The following is a 26,078-nucleotide window of genomic DNA, read 5'->3' as shown; positions in this document are numbered from 1 at the left end:
CTCACCCACGATGAAGCGAATTGCCGTTCTACTGGGCCTGCTGATGGCCGCACCTGGAGCCGTAGCGGGCTACGCAGAGCCCCTGCCCGCCGCCCAGGCATTCCGACCCCAGCTCACTGCCTATGACGGCAACACGCTGGTGATCTCATTCCAGATCCCGCCGGGCTACTACCTTTACCGAAAGCGATTGTCGATCGTCGACACGCAAGGTTTTCAAGTGACCGGCTATCAGGTCGGCGGCACCAAAGTGATCGATGATCCGATCACAGGCGCGGAGGAAGTGCTCGACTCCGGAAGCCGCGTTGTTGTCCGCGGCGCAGCCACCACCCCTGAAATGGGCGTCCAGTTGCGACTGAAGATGCAAGGGTGCCTGAAGGACCAGGTGTGTTATCCGCCCGAGATCCGAACGCTCTCGACCCGTTGAGCAGGCATAAAAAAACCCCGGCATGACCGGGGTTTTCGTTGTGTGGAATGAAGATCCCAGTCCGTGACGGCACTGGGATCATGTTGGCATTGTCAGTTCAGCGACGCCCTCAGAGGTTCGAGGACCTGCAGCACTGCAGGAAGCTTGCGGGCCTCCTCCAGTCCGATGGACCTGAGCACATCGTTCCAGTCCACCGTCTTCTCCCCTGCAGGGATAGAGAACGGGGGAATGACACAGACAGCCCTCTTGCCGGCCTTACGCAGACGGGAAACCAGTTCAAATGCGGCACTCTGGCCAACATCGTTCTGATCACGGTCCGCCCAGACAATCACGGCTTCAACGTAGTCCGGTATGACCAGTTTGGTCATCTGGTTCTGGTTGATCGCTGACCAGGTGGGGAACCCAGCGATGGCGCGGGCGGCCAAGGACGACTCGATGCCTTCGCCGACCATCAGGACGGGGTGGCGATCGGTGTCGAACTTGACGGCACTGCCTTCAATGGGATGGGTGGAGATCGAGGATGTCAGTCGGCGAACGGATTCAACGTTAGCCTTGTGTCCATCATCGGTGATCCAGGTGCGGTGCAAGCCACAAGTACGGCCATTGACGTCCGTCATCATGCACACCATCGCCGGACCCGTATGCACCACCTTACGTTCAGTGAAGTAGTCCAGAGCCGGATGGCAACGGACAGCGGTGAGGGGTCCCCGGACTTCGTGGAGCTGGCGATTGAAAAACCAGCGACGAACCGGGAAGGATCGTTCATCGGACAGAGGCAGTGCTTCACCCCAGATCTGCGAAACGATCTTCTTGTTGAAGGCATCCTTCCGTGCGATCTCTTCAGGATCCTTCACCTTGACGTACCGAACCGGGAGGTTCGACGCATCAAAGCGACCACCAAGAGCCTCTACAAGCATCTTCTTGGCTTCCCCGAAACCGCAGCGACGGGCGTGCATCAGCAGAGCCCAACCATCCTGCCACTTGCCACAGGAGCAAATGGCGCCGCCGGTGTCAGCGAAGTCCTGAAAAATCCGGAAATCGTTGGCGCCGCCGTGAAACGGACAGGTGATGTGATGCTGATGACCCCTTTCCACCGCCAGATCAAGACCAGGGATCAATCCCAGCAGTACCTGGTCCCAGCGGCCCTTCAATGCTTCGTTGAGCTGCCTGGTTTCGGCCTGTTGCTTCTGACGGTATGCCTGTTCTTCTTCTGGTGTGCGAATGCGGTTCATGTCGGTTCCTTGTTACACGGGTTCAATGGATGAGCAGCATCTACATGCCGTTGATGCATGGCATGGAGGAGAGCTAGTTGGAATGCCCGGAGATGGGCGAGATGAGGTGGTGCGTGAGATGGAAATAGATCGGAATTGGCGGGCCGAGTCCCGTTCGTGAGGCATGCCTCAGAAAGTGCATCGGCAAGCTGACGGCTTGCCCATGGACTCTCCCAGGCCAGGAGATCCCCCAACCAGCGCGAGGCTGGTCGGGGGAATCCTGCGTTAGGCCGCTTTGAGATGCTTGCGACCGAACAGTTGCGTTACCACTGAAGGAAGTTGCGAGATGTCGTGCAGATCAACCCAGTTCTCGAAATTGCAGATGTTCGTCGCACCATAGGTGCCCATCACTGCCACTTCGATGCCCTGGCTCAAGGCGTACTCAACAGCTGCCTTGGTGGACTCCACTCGATCACTATTGGGTTCACCATCGGTGGTCAGGATCATCACCTTGCGCGGCTTGCGCTGCGCTTGGAGCATCCTGATGCCGAGGTAGACCCCATCGTCCATTGGTGTGCTGCCGGAGGCATGCAGCTGGAACTGGCCAGGCACATGCTTGGCCTTGCGGCCGAACGGCAGGACGATGGTGTTGAGCGGGAAGGTGAAAGCGCCACAAGTGACACCTTCGATGCCTTCCAAGGCCACGGCCGACGCATATACCGCTTCGCACGTCAGCTTGATCTTGTCGCCCTTCATGGAATACGACGCATCAATACCCAGAACAACCGCGGTATCCAGCTCGATCTCTTCCGAGACTGATTTGAACACCCTGCTGTCGCCGGCCGCCACACGATGGATGTGTGAGGCAGACATACGACGTCCCTTCCGATGGATGCTCACTTCGGCCGTTGATGCGGCCTCCATGTTGCGTCGGAAAGAGCGCCGAAGTGGGCTGGTAACGGCCAGAGCCGCACCCAGATCGCAATCGTCGTTGGTATGGGTGTTGATCGCAGTCGTGACGCTGGCCACGTTGACGTGCATCGCAGGGCTGTCCATCTTCAGCTGCCCGTTGGAACGCGGGGCAACCTGGTTGACGACTTGCTGCAGTGCCTCCCTGATGGCGTCCGATCGCTCCCCTGCCCGCTTGTCCGTATTGGACGGGTCGAGAATTGACTGGAGGGCCGCCACCGCAGGATTGTCACCGCTACCTGCCGCGTCGCCGGAGCCGTCCGGAGGCGAACCCCCGGCGTTTCCTGCATCGCTCTTGCCCTTCTGGCCCTGGCTGTCACCAGATCCATCAGCAGCAGCCTGCGGAGCGTCCTGAGCGCCCTTCTGACCCTGGTTGTCACCAGAGCCGTCCGAGTCGCCTTGGCCGTCCTGAGAGCCCTGTCCGTCCTGTCCCTGCTGTCCGTCCTGCCCTGCGTCCCCGGAGGGTTGCTGAGGCTGGTTGGACTGCTGCTGTTCCATCTCGTCCTTTGCCTTCTCGATGAACCCGGCGATGTTCTTGGCCATGGTCAGTGAGTCTGCAGTGTTGGCGAGCTGGTCCAGCTGAGGGAGCAGTGCGTCCAGGCGCGTCATGAACCCCTTGGAGAACTTCGACTCACAAACCGCGTGAGCTTCCAAGGCCAGCTCCTTCGTACCGACATCACCGCGATAGTCGCAGTAGAGCCGATACAGCAGGTAGCCGGTCAGTGCTTCCATGGGGCTGGCTTCCGCCGCCACATGGGTGTACCGGTCCGTCAGGTAGAGCGATTGGGTCAGACTGTCGAGATACTTTCGAGTGTTCGGCCACTTTCCGATGAACGCATTCTCCATGCGAACGTCTTCAATGATCCGGAACAGTGAGTCCACCAGGGGCGTCACGTCCTTGAGCTGCTTCAGAACCTTGAAATCAGATTCAGAAACGTGGCCCAGTTCGTGGTACCCGAGACCGTAGGCAAGAGACGTCATCAGCACCAACGTGTCGATGTCGCTCTTGTCCGCCGGAATCGGCAGGTTCATCAGCTTGATGACCTTGCCGTCAGTGGAACCGCAGTCACTTGCGCCGTAAACAACACTGACGCGGCAACCTGTAGCACTTGCCAGTCCCGTCAGGGCGATTGGCATGCCGCCAAGAGTCGCCATTGCGGAGCGGACTGCGTTCTTCGGATCCAACGCACCGCCCGTGAGGGCGGTGCGCAGGATGGTCCTGCATTGATCCTTGTTCATGGAGTGACCTTAGAGGGTTTGAGAGAACAGCTTGCGGCGGCTCTGCGACAGGCTCTGCTGGGCCCCGATAACGGCGGCATCAACTGAGGGAAGGTCGGATTGCGCTTCAGGCTGGACAGCCGGCGTACCTGCGAACAGGTTCGTTTGGGCTGGTTGCGGGATGGGCTGGTGAGCATCGGGGTTGGCAGCGAATGCCTCGCCGATACCCAGTGTGGTCTCCGGGTCCATCAGCTGACGCAGCACGGTGGTAACGGTGCTGGTTTGCTGTGCGTTGAGCGGACCAGTTGACGGCAGATTGGAGAGAATGACGCGGAGGGACGAAACGGTTGGGAAAACGCGGACATCCAAGAAAGCGTAATCACCCAGCTTCTCGACAAGCTTCACAACCTGCTTGACGTTCGCTTGCGTGATCGATTCCCTGAACCTGCGCTTGCCTTTCGGCTTGCTGGGGTCGACAGGAACCATGAACGAGGTGAAATAGATCTCCCTCGCTTCAGATGCCACTTCCTCCATCAGCCTCGGCGTCGCATTCACCATGATGGTGTTTGCAAAGTGAGCATTGATGGGATCGGAGTCATCGTCCGCCGGGGCAGTGATCTTGAAAACGCCGACCTTGAACGAAAAGCGCTTTCGCACTTCGTCTTCGGTCATGCGTCCCTCCTTCAGGAGGGCCTTCCACTCGGGGGGTGCTTTCTCAACCTGCTTTTCGTACGCAGATTGGAGATTCTGGATGAACTTTTCGACCTCAGAGTTGAAGTCATCCTCAAGCTTGGGAAGCTCTTTGAGGACCGTAGCTGCACGGTCCTCATTGACTGCCACACAGTCACCGATCAGGGTAAATCCCTGGGTCTTCAACAAGCGCTCGATGCGCTTGCGAACTTTCCGGGGCCCTGCCAAGTGCTTCTGGTCAACAAGGTTCTTGCGCCCGTCCGAAGCGAACTGCTGCGGCGGAAGGGTTGAAGCAATGTCCTTGTAGTCCAGATTGCGGTCAATCTTGAGTGTTCCAGACCAGATCGAAACCTGGGGCGAGAACATTACGAGCTTGCCAATGGGTGAGTCTTTGATAGAGATGGTCATGTGTATCTTCCGGGTGCGCGACCCACAAGAGAGATGACATCCCGTTGCGCAGGCGGGATGTTGGTCCCGACTGGACAGATAGATCCCGAGAGGGACATAGCTGTCCCGGTCGGGTAGATAAGCAGGCTAACGTGGCCTGTGGACGTAAGAGCCAAGGGCTCAAAAGGGTCTTTCTTCTGACTGCGCCAGGCGTCAGGAGAAAGACCCCTCAGAGAGGGGTCTTGTGATCGGTCAGAGCGACATTGACAGCGCCACCCGTCCGCCCCGTGGTGCTTGGGGAGGAATGGGCTTCGCGATCAAGCCGAGGTTGCACAGCACGGAAACGGCTTCTGCCACGACTTTTCCCGTCCGATGTTCAAGACGGAAAGCCTCCTTTACATCGAAGGCGTTGGCATCAGCGTCCGAAGCAGTTACATCAACAGCCCGTGCCGACATCGCGTAAAACACCGGTACAACAAGGTGTCGTAAACGTTGCGGTACGTGGGCAGTGATCTGAACACCCCTGAAGTTGTTCTTGACGGTAGCTACATACCCGTCGAAGTTCAGGATCAGACCCGAAGGTCCGGTCTCGTCCTTCATCTCAATGCCCGCTTGGCGGACATCAATCAGGAAGGCGTTGACATTGTTCATGTCGAGGAACTGAGCTGAGTAGAAATCCAACGGTTCCTGTACTGCATCAGGCATTTCCGAGAAGTAGCCCTGGGCGATGTACGAGCCAACGAGTTCGTTGACCCGCTCATCTACAGAGCTTTTCAGTGCACCGAAACCCTCGATGTCGGTCTTGGGTCTCTTTCCGGGCTTGGTGGTAGTGATGGAGATCCCGACTTCGTTCGTGTCGATGACGACACTGATGAACTTGCCGTCAGGTTCACGCTTCTGCAGGACGATTGCTTCCATTGCCACCACCTCAGGTCAGGATCGAGTCGTAGAGAGCATTGACAGCCTCCTTCTCATGATCCGGCATCAGGTTTGTCAGAACCGGGCCAAGGGCGTACTGCCCAGGGGAAATGCCGCGGCTCAACAGGTAGCCAAAGGTCGATTCGAGGTAGAGCCAGTCGATCACCATCGAACGGCAGAACGTGCGGGACAGCTGCACGGACTGGTTGCCGATCTTGGTGGCCGTCTTGCCTGCCTCGCGCAGCGCAACAACGAACTGAGCCTTCTTCTGAACGATTCCCTTGTCGAGATCCGGATACAACGACTGGATGAACTCAGCCTCCTGATCCACGCTGGGGGATTCGTAAACCATGCTGAAGAAGCGACGCAGCACGCTGGTGTTCTGCCCACGGGTACCTGCGAAGGCATCGGTGGGATCGTCCAGGAACTTGGAGTTGCACGTAGCGTGGACTTGGAAGCCACGCTTGGCATGAATGACCTCGCCGGTCTCCACGATGGTCACCGTACCGGAATCGAAGAACTCGTTCAGACCCAGCAGAGTGCTGGGCTTGGCCGCATCGATCTCGTTGATGATCAGAGGGATTCCGTACATGGCCGCCAGCGCACCAGCACCGTACTCGATCGTGGTGTCACCACCGACGATGGAGCGGGTGTAAAGCAGTTCGGTAGGTTCCATGTCCGCCCGCATCGTTACTTCGATGCACGGAATGCCCTGGTAGGCATGCCGTTGACGCAGGTGGGTGGTCTTGCCGGCGCCGCTATCCCCGCTGACCAGCAATCCCCGACGCGGTTCGGCGTCGTCCCGAGACCACTCGCGAGCCAATGCCATGGAGAACAGGCGATCAAACTCGATGTTGTCGAATCGGAAGTAGGGATTCATTGCGGGCAGGTACGTGTGGTTCTTCGTACCGATGCCCACGATGGTGTCAGCGTCGCCGATGTCCAGGCCGACAGATCGCATCTTGGTGACTGCGACCTTGTAGTCCATCGCCCGTGAAGCCAGGGCGTTGGTGTCGGCAAATGGATCGTTTGCCGGGATGGTGATGGCTTCGAGATGTGAGTTGTACATGGTGGACTCCAGTGTGAAAAAGGGGAGTCCGCCCTGTGGGGAGGATACTCCCCAGATGGGTTGTGGTTTTAGTTATGCGACGCGGTTCGCTAGCCCAGCGGGAGTGCGAATCGTGGAACGGCCAGCTTTCGGCTCAAAGTCGAACATCTTGCAGAGCCCCAGGAAGGAGAACTCCGATTCGTCCGTGCTGTAGAGCCACATGAGTGCATCCGGATCTCCGCGCTCGGCAGCCATGACTGACTGGCGGAACACGTCGTAGTGAAGGCGCTCATGCTTGTAACGCTTCCGGACCTGCTTGAGGATCGCTCCTCGTACAAGATCAGGATCAACGTTGCTGACGTAGCAACACGTCTCGTATGAGAACGGGTCGTTGGGTCGGTTTGCTGTCATCCAGACAACCAACTCGATGATGCGTGGGTTGTTGGTTGCCCAGTTCTGCTGGAAGGCCTCTTGGAAGGCTTCCAACATCTTCTGGTGGATGATGATGATCTCTTCGCGGCTGAACTGCTCGTCGTTGCCCTTGATGCGAGCTTCGTTGTAGCGAGAGCACGCAGGCTTGGGAACGTAAGCAACAACACGTTCGGAATCGCGGGTCCGCATCTGAAGCTTGTACTGCACGGATTTCTTGCGTTCCTTACCAGGGCGCCTCATACGCAAAGCGTCCCTGGAGAATCGGCCCTCCTTTTTGCGAGAGCTGATCAAGAGGTCAAACATTCCTTCCCGAGAGAAGCGGTGACTGATCTCAATGTCCGAGTCCGTCACCTTGATGTTGAACAGTTCGGGCTGCACGTCGTGCGTACCTTGACTGTCACGCCGATCATGGCGCTTGTGCTTGCGGTTTTTCATGGTGTCTCCGTCGTGGTCGATAAACCGGCCAAGACGAAGCCCGAGAATCGGGAGATCGTCCCGACCGGGTTGGTAGTCGTGAATTGAGCTTCACGTAGCCGTCAGACGAGCTGACAAAATCGACCGGGGTGACGAAACCCCATGATCCCTGCATGGCAGAGATTGCCTCTGCGCTCAGTAGAAAGCGCACACGCAATCGCGCCCAGGGAAAGGCGAAGTATGAGAGGAAAGGAAGTGCCCGAAGGGGCTAGGTAGAGAGGCCGTTGGCCTGAGTAGAGGGGCATTAGCGGCGCCCAGACCGACGTATTAACGCAGAGCCAATTTAGCGCTGTGCTTAGGCGCTGTCAACGGGGTTTGGACCGAAAAAAGAGCCGGGATCGCGTTAGCGAATCCCGGCACACTGGTAATCAAGAAACAGGTTTTTGCCATCAACCTATGGGTCGGAACTAGCGGCTTTTGCCTATCCGAACGAAGGGCTCTCGAACAACAAGACCCTCCATCGAGTCCCATTGGCATTTTTGGCGAAAATCGCACAATCCGCACGGCGTATTGAAAGCCGAAAGCGGTCGCTTCGGGAACTTCCCTGCCCTGATGCATCGGGCAGTCTCGATCCTTCCTTGCAACCACTCCAGTTTCTCCTCCTGATCGCGCATACGCACGATGCAGGGAGGTTCGACCGTTGGACCAGCAGCACCTTTCTTAACTGGCACTTTGCGCTTAAGAAGCTCGACGAACATGGTGCCGTCTAGCCGCTCAAGTCCTAACTCATCCATGAAGGCTTCAACTACCACCTGGTAGCCCGTGAGCTGTTCAGACAGAAGAGCAAAGCCCTCGAAGGACGCCTGGGCCGGTGTTTTCCAGTCGCAGACGATGATCCATCCATCACGCTTGCGGCGCAGGATGGCGTCGATGATGGCGGTGTACTCGATGTTGTCGGGGAGGCCGATCTTGAACTCGCGTTCGAGGATCGGCTGCCCTTTTGCATCAAGAACCACCTCATATTCGTCTTTCTTCCAGAACTCATCGAAGCGTTCCAGCATCAGCTTTCCGCAGTCGATGAAGTCCTTTATCGACCAGTTTGCGGGAAGCCGAAGGTTTGTCTCAGAAGCTCGGCGCAGGAACTCCTGTTCAAAGAACAGGGGCGCCGTGAACGTTGCTCCGTCGAACTGTGCCTTCAGGTAGAGGTGAATGGCCGTGTGCACAACCTTGCCGAACATCGTGGCCATGCTCTCCTGGATGCAGGTGAGACGGTCGATCTTGGCGTATTTGTACTGACGCGGACAGGTTTGGTAAGTCGAGTCGGATGAAAACGAGAGATATAGGGTCTTGTTCATGACCTTACCTCTTGTTAGCCAGGCGGCGCAGGCGAACCAGCTCCGACTTGCCATCGTTATCATCGTTCAAGCGACGGACGTCTTCTCCAACAAGCCGCGCATAGTGCGTGATCTGCTGCAGAAGGCGAGTGTCGATGTGCCCGTTGTCGGCACTGGACTGTTCCTTATCAGGGTTGTTCTCCTGTTCCGGACTGGGTACCAGGGCCGCTTGCACGGGCTCAGCTTGCGTAACGGATGCTGCTTCTTCCAGATCCACAGTCTGCACCGGCTCTGGCAGTGAATCACCAGCATCAGTTACATCCTGCGAAACGTCTCGATCGTCACCTTCAGCTTCCGAGGCCACCTGTGAGATCGGGCGGACCACGAATCCCTGGGCAGCAACAGCCTTTGCGGGCTGCTGGGTTTGCGTCTGTGCCCTGCTTGTCGCTGCAGAGTCAGCCGGCCTTTGGTGAACCATGACGGAAGAAGCATCACCGTCAGGAGCGCTTGGAAGACCCATGCCGCGATACAGCTGCAGCAGAACCCTCTTCAACCCCAAATCTGCCGAGTTGAGGTTGTTGACGCCCTGAAGGACTGTCACGGAATGCACGACCTTACCCGTGGGATCGGTCAACGCAGCCGTGAACTTGAGCACCTGAAGCATCGTGGGAAGATCACCGCCGAAGGCGTTCTTCATCACGACACCGTTCTCGACCAAGGGATTACCAAAGTCGGGCAACTTCAGCCCTTCCATGACAACCATGTCCGTGGTCACGGCCCATCCCAGCATCGGGTCGAACGTCCCGAGAAAGATGGGTGTCAGGTAGTCCGGAGTCCATTCGCGCATCTCCCGACCATTGAAGATAACGGGATTACCGTCCGAGTAACGCCAGGTGACGAGCTTTGACGTGTCGAGTTCGGTGCCGTCAAACGGACCCTGAGTGATTTCGTACTTGTTAGACATTTGCATCTCCACAACCCAGGCACGCATGCGCGTGTCCCTCCTGGGTTGAATCGAACCCAGGGAACGGGCGGTGTTGATGGATTAGAGTTGGATTACCACTTGCACAGGTTGTGTTCCTGATGGCTGCTTTGTTGAGCAGTGTTCAGGCCTTTGTCCCTGTACAGCGTGGCCGCATCACTTTGGTGGTGGCTGTTGCCGTACTGCGGTGGTGCGGGATGGGAAGTGGGAGCAGGTGCTTGTGCGGGTGCTGCAGGCGCTTGCGCACCAGGACGTTGAACGGCAAAGACCCGAGGAGCGGACTTGACAGGCTCCGGTTCCGAAATAGCTGGCTCGGATTCGATCATTCCGTCAGGACCGCAGTTCATCGACTGACCTGCAGGACGTTCGTCACCGATGGCTTGGATAGATGACGCTTCCACGAAGATGAAAGGGTCACTGGTGCCCTGCCCCAGCTTGATACGACTGCAGATCCCACCTGATGCGAGCACTTCCCGTCCCTTGTAGAGGTTGCGGGAGAAGAACGTCGCACCGTTCTCCGTCGTGTTCATGGTGACGGTGAGGAAGGTGGTTTTCTCGCTGATGCTTGTTGCGTTGCGCTTGTGGTTCAGTGCGATCACAAACTCGACGTCGAAACGACCGGGCCTGTGCTCGCTCTCCACAATCTGTGCATCCCTTACGAGACGACCTGTAACCACTACATTGTTGATGTTCATGATGGACTCTCATGGTTGCGTAGACACCCGAAGGTGCGAACCTGGGCGGTTCTGAAGGTAATGGGGGAAAGAACCCCAGTTTTTGTGTGGCATGGCCACGCAACCGAGAGAGCACCAAGGTGCCCTTCCGCAAATGCTCTGGTGGAGCGCTTGAGGAAGGACACCCGACAGGTTGTCCTGCCGGGTGTCTATGCCGATCTCCTGCTCATGCTCCGGCCGCCACACGGACAGGCATCAATCCATTCTTTCGGATCAAGCCGTTCTGTTGTGCGTGGGCGCGGAGAGAGTTCATGTCCATGACACTCGAAAGCCCCTGCTCCAGTTCAGCGTGGGTATCGAGCGGATCACGGTCGAGCAGGCGTCCCATCAGGACAGTTACATCAGCGTTGTTCATGGTCTTCTCCAGTTGACGGGGCGGGTGTCCCCCGAAAGCACCTTGTGGAAAGTGGTTTCGGTGGGAGACCCGCGTCCATCAGCGGGATCAGGGTGCAAGCCAGACGTCTACATCTCCAGGGCCCCGTAGGGCCGCTGGAGAGACTTGTAGTTCCGCTGGATCAGCGATTGCAGGCGGAGACGGTACCGTTGACGGCCGCGTCGATGCTTTCCTGGATGTTGTTGCCGGAGGCGTAAGCAACCAGGGGATGCATCTTCGTGGACGAGCAGCCGGTATCGACTTCAACTTCGACCGTTGCTGCATGGGCCACGTCACTGTCAAAGGTACGCATGACGGCGAACAGGACCAGCATTACGGCAAAGATGTAGCCGATGATCTTCCAGGTGTAATCCTTCTGCAGGCGCTTGTCGGACACACGGATGGCTTGGGACTTCTTGCTCATGGGTAGTTCCTCACCGGTGTGCCAACCGGATAAATGAGAAATCCCGGTGGCACTGGCCGGGAGGTGTGAACACCCCCGGAGAACAAAAAGACACCCCTGGTGGGGAACTTTTGTTCCCCGTGGGATAAGAGAGACTGCACAGACGTCGCCGATCAAGGCGCGCTTCACGATCTAGGATCGTCATAAGCCTGTGGAGGTTTGAAAGCGAAAAGCAGTGGCGGGCGAAGCGCAAGGCGCATCGTCGCGTCGGCCAAAGCAGATAGCAGGCAAACCAGTGCCCAACTGACTCTCGACTGGGAGAGCAGGCAGACACAAAGTCACGTATCGGGATGCGAAAAACGCACGCCGTCAGATACGCGGCCAGCACGAAACACAACGTCAATCGACACGATTGAGGAAGGCGTGACTGGACTAGGTAACCGCTGCAAGAGCGGTATCCACACGTGGTGGATGGGATGTCGGCGCGAAGCCGGAAGATAGGTCAGCGGACTGACTTGAATAGACCATCTCGAAGGATGGATTCGGCCCCTTGTTTTTGGAGGGTTGGGCCTCTGGACCTCTCATCGGGTTGGTAGACACGAAGTCATACACAACCAAGCTGGCGAGAAGCTTAGATGCGGTTGGAATTAGGTGTCAAGGGCAGTTGGGCAAGATAAAAAGTTGTTTTGAGTCTGCAGGTGAGGCATGTAACGAGCCCCCGTTTGGAAAGGCATTTCGACATACCCATAGGCACCTTCCGCGCATTTCCGAGGCCGAACAATGGCACTACGGCATTTGCCGTACAGGAAGGAACACCCATGAATGCTGTAGTCAGTCCCGTGCAGGATGCCCAGAAGCCTGGTGCCGCTGCACAGAAGCCGGCGAAGGCCCGGCCGGCGGCGCTCAAAGTCGCCAAGACCGCCGAAGCACCTGCATCCCAGCAGGTCCGAAAGCCGCCCCGCGGCATCAATGGCTTCGAGATCCCGAACGGTGCGTACCGCGAGGATCGCAAGCTCGATCTGCGAAACATCGAAGTCATCAAGCTGGCAGAAACCGGTTTCGCACATGCCCACGAATCGTTCTACAACATCGAAATGGTGTTGCCGAACTACCAGAACGAGAACGCCGATCGCATTCGCGAGACGGAAGCGGCCATGTCGGCGCTAGTGGGCGGCCTGGCTACTGACCTGGCCAATGAAGTCAAGCGACTTCGTGTACTGGCGAAGAACTCCGGCGTCGAGCTGACCAAGGGCGGCTATGTCCCCACGCATTTCGAGCTGCAGGTGGCGAGCCGGTACGCATCGCGGCTGCTCAACGTGTTCACCGACCTGGATGAGCTGTACCTGATCACCTCGGCGATGACCTTCAATGGTGCCATGGGCGCCGCCGAGCGCGTCACGCTCAACTCGCAGTGGCGCAATCGCATTCGCCGCTTCATCCGATCCCTCAAGCACCACTACGTGATGCTGAAGAATCGTGGCGAGCTGCCCGCCCAGCACAATGACGCAGAGGCCGATACCGGCACGGATCAGCAGTTCCAGGACTCCCTGGAGCGGATCGACGATGCCGCTGACGGTGGTTCGACGGCAGCAGCACAAGCGGCAGCCTGATGCTTAACACTGGGCAGCAGCAAGCAGTCCGGGCCTCGGGGCACGCCATGATCTGTGCGTGCCCCGGTTCGGGGAAGACGACTGTCCTGAAGTTCCGGGCATCCCATCTGCTTGAACTGTCCCCGTCCAGCCGGTTGCTGGCAGTCACCTTCACCTCGGACGCCGCCGGCGAGCTCGAGGAGCGCATCAGGTCTCAGGCGCCAAAGCTCGGCGATCGACTGGTGTGCGGCACCTTCCACAGCTTGGCCAAGCGTCAGCTCGAACGTGCGGGAAAGAAGGTCAACCTCAAGGCTCAGGCCGCGGCCGCCATCTTGCGCTCGGCCTACAACGAGGTGGTGACCCAGACGAACATCTACCCTTTCGAGGAGATCGCCTCGAAGGTGGACTTCTTCAAGACCCACATCGACCATTCGTTTGGTTCGCCTCAGAACCAGATGGCCGAAGAGGTCTACCTCCGATACAGAGAGTTGATGGCGGAGCGTGGGTTCCACGACTTCTCTGACCTGCTGCTGCTTGCCACGCGAGGCATGCAGAAGGGATCGGATCATCCGGATTACGTGGCGCCGTACAAAGTGGACTATGTTCTGGCCGATGAGTTCCAGGACACCGACGACATTCAGTTCAAGTGGATTGCCGAGCACATCAAGCACGGCGCCAAGGTGACCGTTGTTGGTGATGACGACCAGTCGATCTTCGGCTTCCGCTTCGCCGGCGGCTACAAGTGCATGACCGAGTTCCAGCGGCTCACCGAAGCCCAGGTCATCAATCTGGACACCACCTATCGCTGTGCTGCTGAGATCCTCGCACCAGCGTCCAAACTCATTGCGCACAACACGGAGCGGCTACACAAAGACCTGGTGACCGAGAACAAGGCCCAGGGCCAAGTTCGTGTGCTTCGTTTCCCGTCGCGCGAGGCCGAGAATTCCGCAATGGCCGCTGCCATTTTGGAGAACGGTGACTTCGGCAACTGGGCGGTACTGGCACGGACCAACAGCCAGCTGGAGAAGGTCGAGAGCATCCTGCAGGAAGTCAGCATTCCCTGCACTCGATCAGGGCGCACGCCCTTCTGGGAATTGGATGTACCAGCCCTTTACCTGTCCGTGCTGAAGTCGTTGGCGGCCGGCGATATGGCAGGTTTCGATCAGCTCCTTCGTCGTGGGGGAGTCGATGAGGCCGATCTGACCCGAATCACAAACCGGGCAATGTCATCCCGGCCTGGATCTCTGCAGCGGTTCTTGAATGAACCCGACGAAACGGACTCTCCCACCGTCAAGAGACTGGTCAATGTGATTCCCGACTGGATCGAGATGGCGAAGGATCCGGAGCGAGTGCAGCGTGCGTGTATGGGGCTGAACATGTTCATGAGCAGGAACATGTACAGCAGCCAGCCAACCAAGGCGACCATCGAGCGGAACAATCGGCTACTGACTTCCTGCGAAGGAATGATTGCGAAGCTCTCAGGCACGCTGAAGCAGCGCCTCATGCACATCCAGCGCCAAGCTGAAGGCACTGACGAGGAATCCGACGCAGTTCGCCTCATGACGCTCCATGCCTCTAAGGGTCTGGAGTTCAAGCACGTCTGGATTGTGGGATGCGAGAACGGGGTGATCCCCTCCAGCCAGGCGCCCGTTGATGAGGAACGCCGATTGTTCTACGTCGGCATGACGAGAGCGAAGCTGAATCTCTTTCTGAGCTATCAGCGCAACAACGACAGTCAGCCGTCGGAATTCCTTGCGCAGGCCGGCCTGATTTAACTCAGCGTCCATCTGCGGGCGCCGTTTCTACCCTCAACTGACTCTATTGGGCAGGTGCGATGGAAGCGAGCAGATGACGATTTGTTTTTCTTCGTCGTCACGTGCCCAGTAGATCCGCAAGCCGAAACGAGGGTCGAAAGACGAATTCCCCCGGAGGTGCATGTCGGCGACCAGGCGTTTCCCGTTGTGGGTCATGGTGTAGCTGTCGGCGGTGCGAGCGTCTGTAGCTGCGACCCCAACCCTACTGCACTCAACCCCAAGCTCAGCACACCTGGCCTCCCATGCCGCGGGATCCCGCTTGGCCGTGTCGTAGAGCAGCGGCCAGTACAGTTCAGAGAGCGCCTGCAGGCAAGCGTAAACCTTGGCTGGATTCTGGTAGTTCGATTCCTCCGCTGCCGTGACAGCTCGCGGATGTAGGTGAACCCTGTCCTTTAGATTGGCAGCAGCCCATGACTGCAGTTCTGTGAAGTCGGCTGGATACTCAACGACTTCGGAGGGTTCAACTGCCTTGGAATTGATCAGCGTATTGATCGACTTCTGAAGCTCGTATAGCTCCCCGCGAAGGGCGTCATTCTCCGCCTGGCGATCCTCGGCGATGGATGTCTGCCTCGCCAGCTTTGACTGCAGTTCGTCGACCAGGGCGGCGCTGGATGGCACATCGGTAGAGTTCGCTGGCTGAGCCCCGCCTTGGCGGCTGTTGTTCAATGCGAGGAGCTTCGTCCTTGCCTGTGACAGACTGGCATCCAGTTCGGCTGACTGCCGGCGAGCTGCGTCGCGACTCGCCCTGGTCGTAGCGAGCTCACGCTCCAGTTCCTGAATCTTGATTCGGGCTGAGTTCGCCGTCTCAAGCGATTGGGCAACGACCTCGATCGACTCCAAAACAACTTTGCTCTGATCGAAGATCGGGCGAATGCCATTGCCAGGGATTCGGAACGGAAGCAGGTCACCCATGTAGGTGAGCAGAGCTGAAGGGGCAGGATTCTCCTGCAGCCATTCGTCCGTTATTGGCCTGTCAGCAACAAGCTCCAGTTCGGCCCACATGCCAGGATCACTTGGCCAGAAGCCGATGTCCTCGCGTAGCAACTGCTGGCTAACGGAGAACCGGCAGCAGAAAGAACCTTGAGGACCCGACATCGAGAGTTGGGCGTGTGTGGTTGCCCTAAGCGTCCGTGTCATGGTGTTCGGGATCACTTCCTTGATGACTTGGATCTGCAGCGTGCCGTCCTTGAGCGGGGCAGTAGCGCCATCTGCGGCATCTGACCTTGGGTCCTCAGAGATGGTCTCCAGCGCCTCCCACACATAAGACTTCCATTCCCCCTCATCAATGTCGATGCACTCAAGAATGGCTTTGAGGGCGCCGTGAACCGCGCGATCGACCCCCTCTCGCGTCCGTGCTGCCGGTGCTTCCGGGCCAGAGCGGTAGGCGTACTCCCGGGTTTGGGCACCGTCGAATGCATCGTCCGTCATTCGATTGAGTTCGGGGGCGAAGGCCGCGAAACCTTCGAGCAACGCTTTGCGTTCCGCCTGACACTCAGGACAGGTGTTCGGATCGTGACCTTTTGATTGATGACGACGAACGGCCTTGGCCTTCTGCCGTTGTTTTGCGTCCCGCTTGTTCTTGCTGTTCCGGCTCATCCAACCCCAAGCTCCATCTCTCGATTCATGGCGAGTGCTTCACTGTGCCTTCAGAGGCATGAGCATTGCCAGGTAAACGGTATCGGAGTCCTGTTCCACTACCGCTACGGCCTCAGTTCGTAGCTGGTCAATTCTGATCTGGATATGGCAACCGATCACGTCGCCAGATTCACCGTGGTTGATCAGTCCCATTGTGACCTCGATACCTTCATGAACCTTTTTAACATTGTCGAATTGACTACTGCAGATCTCTTTGGCTGCCACCGACTTGGTAGCAGCAGCAACGCCACGCTTAAGCATCAGCATGCCGGTGTCATCTACCGATACTGTACGGGTCAACAGTCGGAATCTGCCGAGATTGCCGGTGGAAGCGGTCTTCACTTCATCGAGGACGACTTTCTTAGGCCTGATCTGCGTGTGCAGTGGGACAACCTCGCTTGATGTTGGCCATACAACCTGCACATCCGACTTGGTGCTGTCAGAGCTCTCGGCTATGAGGTGGCCAACCAAAAGGGCAGCTGCAACTGCCCCCACTGCTATGAGCACCTTCTTCAATCCATCACCGGACATGGCCTGGCTCCCCTTCAATGCCCCACCTAGCATAGCGCCACCCTCGCCCATGCGGCCGACTCGTACAGGCGATGCAGACAAGGAAAACCCCGCCAAGGCGGGGTTCAGTGGTCAATCCATAACGGAATAGCCGGCAGTCAGTCCTTTTCGAGGATGGCCAGCAGCGACATCTTGGACACGCCGGCGGCGAAGCGGTTGTTTCCGCCAAGCTGGATCAATCGCCAACCCAGCTTGTAGAGCTCGGGAAGGGACTTCGCCTCTTTGATGCCCGGGCAAATGATACTACCCCCCTTTTCATCGGCCCAACTAAGGGAGATGCGCGACCTGCCAACGCCCGTTAATCTCCGCTTAGGTCAGGACCTCTCGGCCAATCGGCTGCTTGCTTGGCCGCAGTCGCTCGATGAGTCCCTCCCCTCCCTGCTGGCTGATTCCCAGATTGGCCGCGATGACGTGCGCGTCAGCACCAAGGCGTAGCAGGTGAGTAGCCGCCGTGCCTTTGAAACGGTTCAAGCCAGGTGCGTCGTCTGCATACCGGTTCCAGGTTGCCGAGATCGCATTTCCTGTCATCGAGAACACTCTTTCAGTGTCCTTGGCTTTGCCCACGTACTTACGCATTGCAGACAGGACGGGATTGCTCAGATAGATCGGCAAGGGATGGTTGGCCACGAATATGGAATGGATGTGGTCCTGACTACCCGGCTCGTCTGCAACATCAAACGTCCGCTGGAACGATGCCATGGTGATCCCCGCCAACATGGCCGGCTTAATGCCGGTCAGAAGGAGGATGTGACATGGCACGCGGTAATTCACCGGAAGGCGCGTGACCAGTTCGGCAACCTGGAAGGCTGACAGCGGGATCTCGATGGGTGCCCTTGTATTGAAAGGCTCATAGACGACTGGTGTAGCAGGCCAAAGCTGAGCCCACGCCATCGCCATCCATAGCGCGTGGTGGCCAGCCGCCGCAGATTCCAGCCGTAGTGCGTTGGCTGTCTCTCTGATTCGGCGGAGAGACTCCTCCGGTTTGATGGAGCCACTGACACATGATCCAACAGCGGGTTCTACCAATTCCGTGAGAAGCCTCTTGTACGCCCGGTGCGCGATGGATCTTGAATCGGGCATCGCCGAATTTAACCAGCGAGAGAAGAGATCACGGACAGTGAGGAATTGCAGGTTTCTTTCCATGATCAGGCACTCTTTGCGAACATCGTCAGGGACACCCATACCGAACCTGCGCCGAGCATGATGAGCAAGGGGGTCATGATGGGGTTGAGCGGGATAGGTGCAAAGATGATGGCCACAGCGCCGATAAAGAAGATCCAGACCATCGACTTGGCCATGATGTGCATCGTTGGCGATGGCGTGCTGAAGTTGGTGGATGCGATCCTGCGCTGTGTCATCGCATCGATCATCACCGGGGTAAAGATCAGGATCCCGTATGGCCACCACATCGCCGTTACGGACACACGCACCAGGAATTGGTAGACCAGAAGCCACATGGTTCTCACCCGACTCTCGATGTATCCCAGCACTGGTCCAACCGTCTGGGCGGCCGCACTGGTAGTGTCCGAACCCGGCTCCGGGCTCACGACCCGCAGCGAACCAACCACCAGTCCACTATCGACGAAGCTGGCCTTGTACCAGGTGTGTGCGCGGGATTCAGCGTGCCCTGCCGGACCCTCTCCAAGGACGCCGTAGTTGAGCTGCCTCTCTCGCTCCAGCATACCCGATACGTATCGCTCCGAAGCGAACAAGGCGATCAACGCCAGGTAGCAGAGGCACCCGATGATGATGAATTTCCATGTCTTGGCTGCTTCCTCAATCCGGTGGGCCATTACGCGACCTCCTTCTTGGGAGTTGGCGTTGAATCCAGCAGTGGGATTCGGCACTTGACCAGCTTGCCACCGGAGATTCGCCCGAAGAACTCAAGATTAGGCAAGCAACCCAGCATTGCTGGCGCAACCAAAGGCACCTGCTCTTCCTTGATCGTTTCCGAGATCCTGTAGCCGAACTCCATGACCCGGGCCGTGCCTGTGTCCGTAGCCTTTCCGTATTCGATGTGACGCACCCATGTCTTGGGCAGGGACTCAGCGATGTACTCCTGAGTGTTGCCGTCGATGGTGCGCAAGACGATGACGTTGTTCAGGTTGCCCAGCACCATGCGAGCTTTCTCAGTCGAACCCACGCGAGCAGCGAAGTCGCCAAAGGTCTGGGTCGCAATGATCAGGCGCAGATTGGAACCACCGGCCTTGTTGAGCAGCTGGATCATCTTGTCGCTGACCAGCTCCGCGGCCTCGTCGATGATGAGGTTGACGGGCTTGTTGTCCCCGCCCTCGCTGAAGTTGTAGCGATCACCGGAGACCGCGGTCATGTCGGAGACGAACATGGAGCCAATAGCCGAACCCACCATGTTGTCGGACAGCGAGTCCAGGCCGATGTAGCACACCTGACGGTTTGCGATGATTCGCGCGAAGTCGGTGATCAGGCGTTCGTCATCAACATCGTCTGGATCGGGTGAGAGCAGCCCGCCCAGTGTTCCTGAGGTGAGCATGGTCAAAACCGGGACCAACGATGCCAGCATTTTCTGCTGATGGGATGCGTCATGGCTGAAGGTTCCCATCAGGCCTTCAAGGCCTGCGTGGGGCTTCTTCTTCTGGATCACGTCCCGGTAGTACTCGACGTAGACGTTGCAGATTGCCTTGTCATTCTTCTTTGCCTTCTCCAGGAACGGCTTGACCTCATCGCGCCATTCCGGGTGAACATCGGAAAAGTACTTCTCGCAGGCCTGGCGCAGCAACGTTTCGACACCGGAGTCCACGTACCGCTTGAGCTTCACCAGGGTCGGCTTGCTATGGACCATCAGCATGCCTTCGCACATGTTGGTCAACACGCCCATTGCGTGTGCGGTGAACGGGTCATTGCCGGTTTCAGACGGAATCAGCGCGGCGACGCGCGTGGCCAACTCTGTTGCCCGGTTGAAGTTCTTCAGTGGATCGATGCGAGCCGAGTTCTCCGGGAACGCGGGATGGAAGTAGATGAAGTCGTTCGGACGTCCCGAATCGACACAGGCGTTGAGCGCCGAGTCCCGTAGCCCCCTGTCTCCCTTGGGGTCCCAGATGATGACGGACTCACCGCGATCGACGGCCTGGGCGATGATCGAGTCCAGGGTTCGCGACTTGCCAGCTCGGGTCGTACCGATCAGCAGGATGTGGCCGGCGGTGTGGTCCAACGGCAGGAAGATCGGCTCTTCTCTTGCCATGCCAATGCCGTGGATCCAAGGCTGACCCATCTGGCCGCGGTTGTCGCTTGGAATCAGCCGCGCCGGATCTGCACGCTCAATCTGGTGTGTCAGCTGGGCCATGTCCTGCGACCAGGAAAACCCGAATCCGAGAAATAGCTCGTTGGGATGGTCGGCACAAATGTCCCGCAGTTCCTGCCTGGTCATGAAAGAGACCGTCTGGCCACTCAGATTCCTCTGCAGAGACCACAACTTGTACGCCTTCAAGCCACGTACCGCCCCCATGGCAAGGCACAGGCCCGAGACGACGATGAAGATCCCCGGGGGGTACGGGCTTACGGCCTGCACCAAGATGGTCAGGAATGCTGCGACGACCCATGCGGCGATCGCGTAGAACTCGTAGATCGTCCGGAACGGATCTTCGTACTTGTAGACGTCCTTGAACACGCTCACGGATTGTTCTCCCTGTAGATTCGATCTTTGACCAGCGTCGCTGTCTCAGCGTCCAACGTGATGTTGTAGGTGGGATTGATGCGAAGCTCCCACCTGGCCACAGCAGCCTTGGCGAACTGGGTGATGACAAACAGGGGATTGGCCTTGTCCACCCCCAAACTGTGAACCGCGGTTCGGCTGATGCCCCGGTGCGAACCGAGGAAGTCAGTGACCGTTACCTTGACCAGCCGCTCATCGAGCTCAACCAAGCTGTCGATCGAGTCTGCCGTTGGCGAGTAGCGATCCTTGAAGAACCGATAAAGCGCATTGCGCAGTACCGACGCCTGCTCTGGATCCTGGGTGCCGGCGAAGGAGAGCGCAGTCCACCGCCCGACATCATCGGCGGTCAGGTAAGGGCCAATCGTTGTGGGTGAGCTAGGCGCTTCGTCCTTCTTGGTGTCCGGGTTGAATGCGTCGCCGGCGATCAGGGTGAAAACGGTACTCATGTCCTCGTTGAGCCTGATGCACTCGACGGGGCGATTCGTGCGCGGGTGCGTGATGGAGACGTTGGCCCGACCAGGCGTCGCAGGATCTCGCTCGATCCAGCCGATCTCGCTCATCTCCGTACGCAGCTCAAACACGTCTGCGCCCAAACCCTCGAACGCGAGCGGGAACTTGAGGTTGACCCGTTCGTCGATAAGGAAGATGTGCTCTCCCACACGTAGCTTCCCGATCTTCAGCGAAGCAGCGATGTCCTGTAAGTAGATGCCGATCGGCCGCTTGCCCTTCAGCCACTCGTTTGCTTCCTCCTCCGTCGCCGGCGGCCAGTTCGAGCGCATCAGGTCTCGGGCCTCACGCATCTGCTCGGTGCGCGAGTCCCTCTCGGTGGAACGGTCTCGGTAATACGGATGGTCCGGGTCATCTGCAGCAGACTGCTGGTCCTGGCCTTCGTCGGTGATGGAAATCTCACCGGCTTCAGCCAGCCTCTGCGCAGGAGGAAGGACGGGATCTGTTGCTTCCCCACCCACCCGCTCGGGCATGGTGACGCCCTTCAGCATGTCGGCAGGGTACAGGTGTGGGTAGGCCTCGGCGTGCCCGGTCTGGGGCACCTTGGGTTCGCTGGTGGCGGCAGACGATGCATCACCTGACGGCACCTGGTCCTCACTGGCGTCGCCGGCGTCGCTGAGGCTCGGCTTGGCGGGTAGCTGACCGCTTGCCAGGCGAATGGGGGCCTGTTCCAGCTCCTCCACATGCGCAGGCTTGGCAGGCGCCGTGTCATCGGCCTTGGCGGGCGCCGTAGCACCGGCGGGCAATGCAGGTGCGCTGACGGCTTTCTGGCCAGGTGCGGGTTCCCACGTCACTTTGACCGGGGTCGGCATGACCGTGGATGAGGGAATGATTGCTTCGGTGTGGAAGCGGATCACCTGCAGGCGCTGAGAGAACGGCTTGCCCTTGCTCTCGCCCTCGATCGTCACATGCCAGGTGTGCATCGCACGACCGTCGGGCAGGATGTTGGGCTGGGTGAAGCCGTAGTCGGCAAGGATCTCCAGGACCTGCATCGAGTCGTGGACCACGCCCTGTTCGCCGCTGTCGCGGAGGGACTGAACCATCCGATGGGTGATCTCGGGGAACACAGCCACGATCCCGTCTTCTGTGTACCAGACCGGATCGCCAACACGGTTGAGCCGCCATTCGCCGGAGAAGAGCTTGTCGTGCAGCGATCGCACCAGACGCGAAGCAACAGAGCGAAGGCCGCCCTGACCCGTCTGAGCAAGCCGCGAGCGCGAGGCCAGAATGTCACGCGAGACGCTCAGCTGGTCAGCTTGCTTGATGATCTCGACCAGGGGATTCGACGGGTCGTGGCGCGAGGTCATGGCCAGCAGCATCTCGGAGAACGGCTTCTGGCTGCCGGCGGCGGCGATCCACCGCAAGGTCTCCTCGGGCACGATGCGGTAGATGGCGGCCGTCGTGAAGGCTTCGTGCTTCGTTCCCCGCGGGGCATGCCGCCAGGTGATGAAGTAGTGCTTCAGGGAGTTCTCGGTCAGCCATGCGTGCAGCGGCAGCACGTGCGGATCCCACTGCAGCTTCCCTGACTCATCGACAGCGCCCACGTCGAACAGGGGCTTTCCAAGGTCATGCATGATCGCGCCCAAGATGGCGCACATGCGATACCGCGGCTCCAGCGCTTTCCGTTGGGACGGGGTGAAGTCCAGGGCGAAGACGGCAGCCTCACAGCGCCGCGCCGCGTGGTAGCCGCACTCCAGCCCATGGCGCAACAGGCCGCCAATGTCCCAGTGGTGATGGTTCTCCGACGCCGGCAGCAGATGCACGAACTGGGCGTAGTTCTGAAGGACAGGACGGAGGTAGCTGTTGAAGTCGCTGTAGCTGAAGCCGGATGCCTGATGCAGCTTCTCTACCAGGATCTGCTGGGTCTTCAGCAGGATCTCGGGTGGTGCCGCGGGCACCGCTTCTTCACGATTCGGGTAGAAGGGTACGGGCTGGCCAGCGAACGTTGGGCCGGCCGGCGGCACCTGCGCTCGATGCACGATCGCGGAGGTATCTACCAGGTGCGTATCAGGCTGCGCCTTCTCTACAGCCTCCTCCGCCCCTTCCTGTGCAACGTCGACCGGCATCGCCGGCACTTCCTTGGTCTTTCTGCCGATCAGTCTGTTCAACCACATGGATAGATCCTCATGCCCATGCGGATGATTCTGGTGCTCGCAAGCTGTAACGAACCCCAGTAATGGCGGCTCTTTTGCGGTTATTTCAGCCCCAAAAAGAGAACCCCCGCACCGATGTCCGTTCGGTGCGGGGGCGTGTGTGGCCTCTCCTTGGTCTGGGCTGGCATCCTGCCACCTGCATGGTTCCGAGCGTCCTGCCCTTCCCCGATGCTGTTCCTGTCCCTAGCTATGCCCTCTATGTCGTCCTTCTGGTTCGCCTCCCTGACGAGGCGTGGGCGTCCTGCCCTTGAATTCAGTTAACCACGTGCGCCTGGTACCCAAAAATTCGTTTGGGGGAAAAGTTGCAGTTAGCGCGTCGGCTCCAGAACGGTGGCATTACTGATCTTCGTTCCATCTGGCATGGTGACGGTTGATCGCGTGGTTACCTTGTAGTTCTTATGGATCGCGTAGATGAAACCGACACCAAGCGCTACGGCCAAGAACGATACTGCACCAATGAGCGGGGCTGCCGCTGCCGCACCTACCAGAGCTGTAGTCCAACCAACTGGATTCCAGATCATTGTTGCGGAAAGGCCTGCCGCCGCGATGGCGGCAATAAGTGCGCCTTTTGACGCCTTTGCCACCAAGCGTACTTTGCTTCCCAAGTCCGGGTCGGAAATGATGATCCTTACATTGCCGACTGCAAGTGCAGCCTTCAATTCCTCGCGTGACTTAACGTAGATCTCGCCTTTCAATTGCACCCCCCTTTATGAGATACGCCGCGGCATTCTGCGGCGTGACCCCATCACGCTGCACACCGCTTGGCGGGTCCATTGTAGACGGCCACGATGACGCAGGCAGGCTATACCCGACTACCTAGGGGCACCAATTACTGCGCCGTGTGTTCCTTCACGTAGTCACGGGACTGGCCGTTCTGCTCGCCGATCAGGATCTCGCGGATCCGCGGTGGGACGTCGGGACTGTTGATGTCAGTACATTGCCCTTTGGCTGCATTGACCTCATCGCAGTGGAGCGTCCTGTTGCGCCAGTAGATCAGCTGGGTCTCGAAGCCCGAGTTCTTCGTATGCAAGCCGCGATTGGTGGCCTGCGTCATCAGCTCGTTCTGCGTCAACCACTTGCCCGCGTGCATCTTGAGAGCCACGTCGTCGGACAGAACGTCTTTCTCGCATTGTTCAACTGTGTCGCACATGACTTTCACCTGCGGCACGTAGTCGATGACTTGCTCTTCAGGCGCTTTGCTGCAGCCGGCAAGAACGGCAATCGAGATGAGGGAAAGCATGTGGATTCGGGTCATGGGCTTAGTCCGGTCAGTTCGTGGTGATGTGGTTGAAATAGATGCCGGCTTGAATGGCTTGCTCCATGTCGGACAGCTCCAGAGCCGCCCGAGCTGAGCCAAGCTGGATCGCCTTTTGGTACCAGGTGCGGGCCCGACTCGGATCCTTGCCGCGGCCAATTCCGTAGTTGTAGATCCGCGCAGCGTTCTCGGCGGCTTCCGCATTTCCGAGCTGGGCAGACCGCTCGAACAGGCTCACGGCCTGCTGCATGTCCCGCGGCACCCCGGTTCCGTTGACGAACATCGCTGCTAGGTTGTTGATTGCGCCCGCGTGGTTGAGTTCGGCCGCCTGCCGGAACATGGGGATGGCGGTCTCGTAGTTGCCCACCATGGCCGCATCCAGCGCCCGGCGATTGAGGGAGTTGGCGTCGACCTGCAGAGCCGCCGGCGGTTGCTTCGCCTGCATCTCCGTCCGCAGAGCGGCGATGGTCTTGTTCGATTCGTCCAGCTGCATTCGTGCTTGAACCAGCTGATCCATGGCTTGCTCCAGCTTGTCTTGAAGGGCGATGAGTTCCCCGTGGGAGTAGGACTGCACCGCCGGCGCCGGCGCCGGCAGTTCGGCGGCCGCGATCGCGATGACGGGCATCGGGAGGGTGGCCAGCACCGGGAAACCGGACCCAAACGTGGTGGGTTCCAGCTTCTGGGGCTGCACGCTCTCCAGGAGGGCGGCGGTCTTGGAGTTGGCCAGCAGCGGAGCAGCCTTCAGGAACTTCGACTGGCGAGCTTCCAGTGGCCGCTGGACGGCTTCCATGGGGCGCTGGACAGCCGCGGCGGCGTCCCGGGCCACACCTGTAGCGCGGACGACGGCAGGCCCGCTGAGGCCTGCGCTGGCCAGCTCCTGCAGCAGCTGGGTGGCGCCCGGATTGCCCATGGTCGCTGCATGGGTGATGCGGAAGACGGAGAGCTTGGCCAAGTGGCGGCGCTGCTCCTCGCCCAGATCCTCTCGGAGCGCCTGGCGCCCGTAAGCCATACCCAGGTCTACCCGGCAAATCGGGTGCAGCTGTGCGTCACATGCGGACAGCACATCGAGTGCTTTGGCCTGTTCCAAGGGGTCATGGGACTGCAGGTACAGGGCAGCCAGCTTGGAGGCGGCCAGAGCGTTCCCGCCCTGTGCCGATGCTTCCAGCTGGGCAAGGTCTGCATAGGAGGACGCCAGCCCGGTGCCGGAATGGTCGGTGGCCAGCGCCTGGCCGGCGCCAAGGGAGGCGATCACCGCCAGGGAGAGGATTCGCAGTTTCAAGGTGTCGTGCCACGGATTTGGGGACGTGGGGGACTGTAGAGGGCCAGCCAT

At 58.9% G+C, this 26,078-nt stretch carries 23 protein-coding genes; 3 read left to right on the top strand and 20 right to left on the bottom strand.

Annotation, left to right across the window (positions count from 1 at the left end; all coding sequences use genetic code 11):
• Positions 1 to 10: 10 nt before the first annotated feature.
• Positions 11 to 424, top strand: a complete 414-nt coding sequence (locus ACGHX3_RS19555; protein ID WP_394697474.1) for a protein-disulfide reductase DsbD N-terminal domain-containing protein — start codon at positions 11 to 13, stop codon at positions 422 to 424.
• A gap of 92 nt (positions 425 to 516) precedes the next feature.
• Here ACGHX3_RS19555 and ACGHX3_RS19550 read toward each other — a convergent pair whose 3' ends face one another.
• The 11 genes from ACGHX3_RS19550 to ACGHX3_RS19500 form a co-directional block, all read right to left on the bottom strand.
• Entirely contained in the window at positions 517 to 1,656 is a 1,140-nt protein-coding gene (locus ACGHX3_RS19550) for a toprim domain-containing protein (RefSeq protein ID WP_394697473.1), read from the bottom strand.
• Between the two features lie 264 nt (positions 1,657 to 1,920).
• Entirely contained in the window at positions 1,921 to 3,843 is a 1,923-nt protein-coding gene (locus ACGHX3_RS19545; protein ID WP_394697472.1) for a hypothetical protein, read from the bottom strand.
• 9 nt (positions 3,844 to 3,852) lie between these two features.
• Complete coding sequence (locus ACGHX3_RS19540) at positions 3,853 to 4,920, bottom strand: DUF3150 domain-containing protein (protein WP_394697471.1); 1,068 nt, start codon at positions 4,918 to 4,920, stop codon at positions 3,853 to 3,855.
• Between the two features lie 231 nt (positions 4,921 to 5,151).
• Positions 5,152 to 5,817: a hypothetical protein gene (locus ACGHX3_RS19535; protein ID WP_394697470.1), complete on the bottom strand. Its 666-nt coding sequence runs from the start codon at positions 5,815 to 5,817 to the stop codon at positions 5,152 to 5,154.
• A 10-nt stretch (positions 5,818 to 5,827) separates the two neighbouring features.
• The gene (locus ACGHX3_RS19530; RefSeq protein ID WP_394697469.1) at positions 5,828 to 6,886 is read right to left on the bottom strand and encodes an AAA family ATPase; all 1,059 of its coding nucleotides are present in this window, start codon (positions 6,884 to 6,886) and stop codon (positions 5,828 to 5,830) included.
• Positions 6,887 to 6,958: 72 nt separating this feature from the next.
• On the bottom strand, positions 6,959 to 7,732 hold the full coding sequence (locus ACGHX3_RS19525) for a hypothetical protein (protein ID WP_394697468.1): 774 nt from the start codon (positions 7,730 to 7,732) through the stop codon (positions 6,959 to 6,961).
• 446 nt (positions 7,733 to 8,178) lie between these two features.
• Positions 8,179 to 9,066: a RecB family exonuclease gene (locus ACGHX3_RS19520; RefSeq protein WP_394697467.1), complete on the bottom strand. Its 888-nt coding sequence runs from the start codon at positions 9,064 to 9,066 to the stop codon at positions 8,179 to 8,181.
• Between the two features lie 4 nt (positions 9,067 to 9,070).
• Positions 9,071 to 10,036 carry a hypothetical protein gene (locus ACGHX3_RS19515; RefSeq protein WP_394697466.1) on the bottom strand — a complete coding sequence of 322 codons (966 nt, stop codon included), beginning with the start codon at positions 10,034 to 10,036 and terminating at the stop codon, positions 9,071 to 9,073.
• Between the two features lie 65 nt (positions 10,037 to 10,101).
• Entirely contained in the window at positions 10,102 to 10,722 is a 621-nt protein-coding gene (locus ACGHX3_RS19510; RefSeq protein WP_394697465.1) for a hypothetical protein, read from the bottom strand.
• Between the two features lie 205 nt (positions 10,723 to 10,927).
• Positions 10,928 to 11,116: a hypothetical protein gene (locus ACGHX3_RS19505; RefSeq protein WP_394697464.1), complete on the bottom strand. Its 189-nt coding sequence runs from the start codon at positions 11,114 to 11,116 to the stop codon at positions 10,928 to 10,930.
• A gap of 160 nt (positions 11,117 to 11,276) precedes the next feature.
• Positions 11,277 to 11,558 carry a hypothetical protein gene (locus ACGHX3_RS19500; RefSeq protein ID WP_394697463.1) on the bottom strand — a complete coding sequence of 94 codons (282 nt, stop codon included), beginning with the start codon at positions 11,556 to 11,558 and terminating at the stop codon, positions 11,277 to 11,279.
• 797 nt (positions 11,559 to 12,355) lie between these two features.
• Between ACGHX3_RS19500 and ACGHX3_RS19495 the strand changes: the two genes are divergently transcribed.
• Together ACGHX3_RS19495 and ACGHX3_RS19490 are read left to right on the top strand one after the other, a co-directional pair.
• Complete coding sequence (locus ACGHX3_RS19495) at positions 12,356 to 13,147, top strand: hypothetical protein (protein WP_394697462.1); 792 nt, start codon at positions 12,356 to 12,358, stop codon at positions 13,145 to 13,147.
• Positions 13,147 to 14,901, top strand: a complete 1,755-nt coding sequence (locus tag ACGHX3_RS19490) for an ATP-dependent helicase (RefSeq protein WP_394697461.1) — start codon at positions 13,147 to 13,149, stop codon at positions 14,899 to 14,901. The genes ACGHX3_RS19495 and ACGHX3_RS19490 overlap by 1 nt, the downstream gene beginning before the upstream one ends.
• Positions 14,902 to 14,934: 33 nt before the next feature.
• Here the strand turns inward: ACGHX3_RS19490 and ACGHX3_RS19485 are convergent, their stop codons facing one another.
• The 9 genes from ACGHX3_RS19485 to ACGHX3_RS19445 form a co-directional block, all read right to left on the bottom strand.
• A complete protein-coding gene (locus tag ACGHX3_RS19485) occupies positions 14,935 to 16,536 on the bottom strand; it encodes a hypothetical protein (RefSeq protein WP_394697460.1) in 1,602 nt (533 codons plus the stop codon).
• 39 nt (positions 16,537 to 16,575) lie between these two features.
• A complete protein-coding gene (locus tag ACGHX3_RS19480) occupies positions 16,576 to 17,106 on the bottom strand; it encodes a hypothetical protein (RefSeq protein ID WP_394697459.1) in 531 nt (176 codons plus the stop codon).
• Positions 17,107 to 17,454: 348 nt separating this feature from the next.
• Positions 17,455 to 18,288 (bottom strand): hypothetical protein, encoded by an 834-nt coding sequence (locus ACGHX3_RS19475; protein ID WP_394697458.1) that lies wholly within the window; start codon positions 18,286 to 18,288, stop codon positions 17,455 to 17,457.
• 2 nt (positions 18,289 to 18,290) lie between these two features.
• A complete protein-coding gene (locus ACGHX3_RS19470; protein ID WP_394697457.1) occupies positions 18,291 to 18,938 on the bottom strand; it encodes a DUF4400 domain-containing protein in 648 nt (215 codons plus the stop codon).
• Entirely contained in the window at positions 18,938 to 20,794 is a 1,857-nt protein-coding gene (traD, locus tag ACGHX3_RS19465; RefSeq protein WP_394697456.1) for a conjugative transfer system coupling protein TraD, read from the bottom strand. Before traD ends, ACGHX3_RS19470 begins: the two co-directional genes overlap by 1 nt.
• Complete coding sequence (gene mobH / locus ACGHX3_RS19460) at positions 20,791 to 23,454, bottom strand: MobH family relaxase (RefSeq protein WP_394697455.1); 2,664 nt, start codon at positions 23,452 to 23,454, stop codon at positions 20,791 to 20,793. The genes traD and mobH overlap by 4 nt, the downstream gene beginning before the upstream one ends.
• Positions 23,455 to 23,801: 347 nt before the next feature.
• Positions 23,802 to 24,188, bottom strand: a complete 387-nt coding sequence (locus tag ACGHX3_RS19455) for a hypothetical protein (protein WP_394697454.1) — start codon at positions 24,186 to 24,188, stop codon at positions 23,802 to 23,804.
• Positions 24,189 to 24,322: 134 nt separating this feature from the next.
• Positions 24,323 to 24,748, bottom strand: coding sequence for a hypothetical protein (locus tag ACGHX3_RS19450; protein ID WP_394697453.1), 426 nt, complete (start codon positions 24,746 to 24,748; stop codon positions 24,323 to 24,325).
• A gap of 13 nt (positions 24,749 to 24,761) precedes the next feature.
• The gene (locus ACGHX3_RS19445; protein WP_394697452.1) at positions 24,762 to 26,027 is read right to left on the bottom strand and encodes a tetratricopeptide repeat protein; all 1,266 of its coding nucleotides are present in this window, start codon (positions 26,025 to 26,027) and stop codon (positions 24,762 to 24,764) included.
• Positions 26,028 to 26,078: the final 51 nt, after the last annotated feature.

The organism is Pseudoxanthomonas japonensis, assembly GCF_043632995.1.
GTDB lineage: Bacteria > Pseudomonadota > Gammaproteobacteria > Xanthomonadales > Xanthomonadaceae > Pseudoxanthomonas_A > Pseudoxanthomonas_A japonensis.
Note: the sequence above shows the minus strand (reverse complement) of the source record. Positions and strands in the feature narration are given on the sequence as shown.

Excerpts from the sequence above, each read along its gene's own strand:
- ACGHX3_RS19505 (WP_394697464.1), bottom strand. The coding sequence starts at position 11,116 with ATGAACAACGCTGATGTAACTGTCCTGATGGGACGCCTGCTCGACCGT.
- ACGHX3_RS19520 (WP_394697467.1), bottom strand. The coding sequence starts at position 9,066 with ATGAACAAGACCCTATATCTCTCGTTTTCATCCGACTCGACTTACCAA.
- ACGHX3_RS19515 (WP_394697466.1), bottom strand. The coding sequence starts at position 10,036 with ATGCGTGCCTGGGTTGTGGAGATGCAAATGTCTAACAAGTACGAAATC.
- ACGHX3_RS19480 (WP_394697459.1), bottom strand. The coding sequence starts at position 17,106 with ATGTCCGGTGATGGATTGAAGAAGGTGCTCATAGCAGTGGGGGCAGTT.
- ACGHX3_RS19540 (WP_394697471.1), bottom strand. The coding sequence starts at position 4,920 with ATGACCATCTCTATCAAAGACTCACCCATTGGCAAGCTCGTAATGTTC.
- ACGHX3_RS19485 (WP_394697460.1), bottom strand. The coding sequence starts at position 16,536 with ATGAGCCGGAACAGCAAGAACAAGCGGGACGCAAAACAACGGCAGAAG.
- mobH (WP_394697455.1), bottom strand. The coding sequence starts at position 23,454 with ATGTGGTTGAACAGACTGATCGGCAGAAAGACCAAGGAAGTGCCGGCG.
- ACGHX3_RS19450 (WP_394697453.1), bottom strand. The coding sequence starts at position 24,748 with ATGACCCGAATCCACATGCTTTCCCTCATCTCGATTGCCGTTCTTGCC.
- ACGHX3_RS19530 (WP_394697469.1), bottom strand. The coding sequence starts at position 6,886 with ATGTACAACTCACATCTCGAAGCCATCACCATCCCGGCAAACGATCCA.
- ACGHX3_RS19495 (WP_394697462.1), top strand. The coding sequence starts at position 12,356 with ATGAATGCTGTAGTCAGTCCCGTGCAGGATGCCCAGAAGCCTGGTGCC.
- ACGHX3_RS19490 (WP_394697461.1), top strand. The coding sequence starts at position 13,147 with ATGCTTAACACTGGGCAGCAGCAAGCAGTCCGGGCCTCGGGGCACGCC.
- ACGHX3_RS19470 (WP_394697457.1), bottom strand. The coding sequence starts at position 18,938 with ATGGCCCACCGGATTGAGGAAGCAGCCAAGACATGGAAATTCATCATC.
- ACGHX3_RS19535 (WP_394697470.1), bottom strand. The coding sequence starts at position 5,817 with ATGGAAGCAATCGTCCTGCAGAAGCGTGAACCTGACGGCAAGTTCATC.
- ACGHX3_RS19475 (WP_394697458.1), bottom strand. The coding sequence starts at position 18,288 with ATGGAAAGAAACCTGCAATTCCTCACTGTCCGTGATCTCTTCTCTCGC.
- ACGHX3_RS19510 (WP_394697465.1), bottom strand. The coding sequence starts at position 10,722 with ATGAACATCAACAATGTAGTGGTTACAGGTCGTCTCGTAAGGGATGCA.
- ACGHX3_RS19550 (WP_394697473.1), bottom strand. The coding sequence starts at position 1,656 with ATGAACCGCATTCGCACACCAGAAGAAGAACAGGCATACCGTCAGAAG.
- ACGHX3_RS19545 (WP_394697472.1), bottom strand. The coding sequence starts at position 3,843 with ATGAACAAGGATCAATGCAGGACCATCCTGCGCACCGCCCTCACGGGC.
- ACGHX3_RS19500 (WP_394697463.1), bottom strand. The coding sequence starts at position 11,558 with ATGAGCAAGAAGTCCCAAGCCATCCGTGTGTCCGACAAGCGCCTGCAG.
- ACGHX3_RS19555 (WP_394697474.1), top strand. The coding sequence starts at position 11 with ATGAAGCGAATTGCCGTTCTACTGGGCCTGCTGATGGCCGCACCTGGA.
- ACGHX3_RS19525 (WP_394697468.1), bottom strand. The coding sequence starts at position 7,732 with ATGAAAAACCGCAAGCACAAGCGCCATGATCGGCGTGACAGTCAAGGT.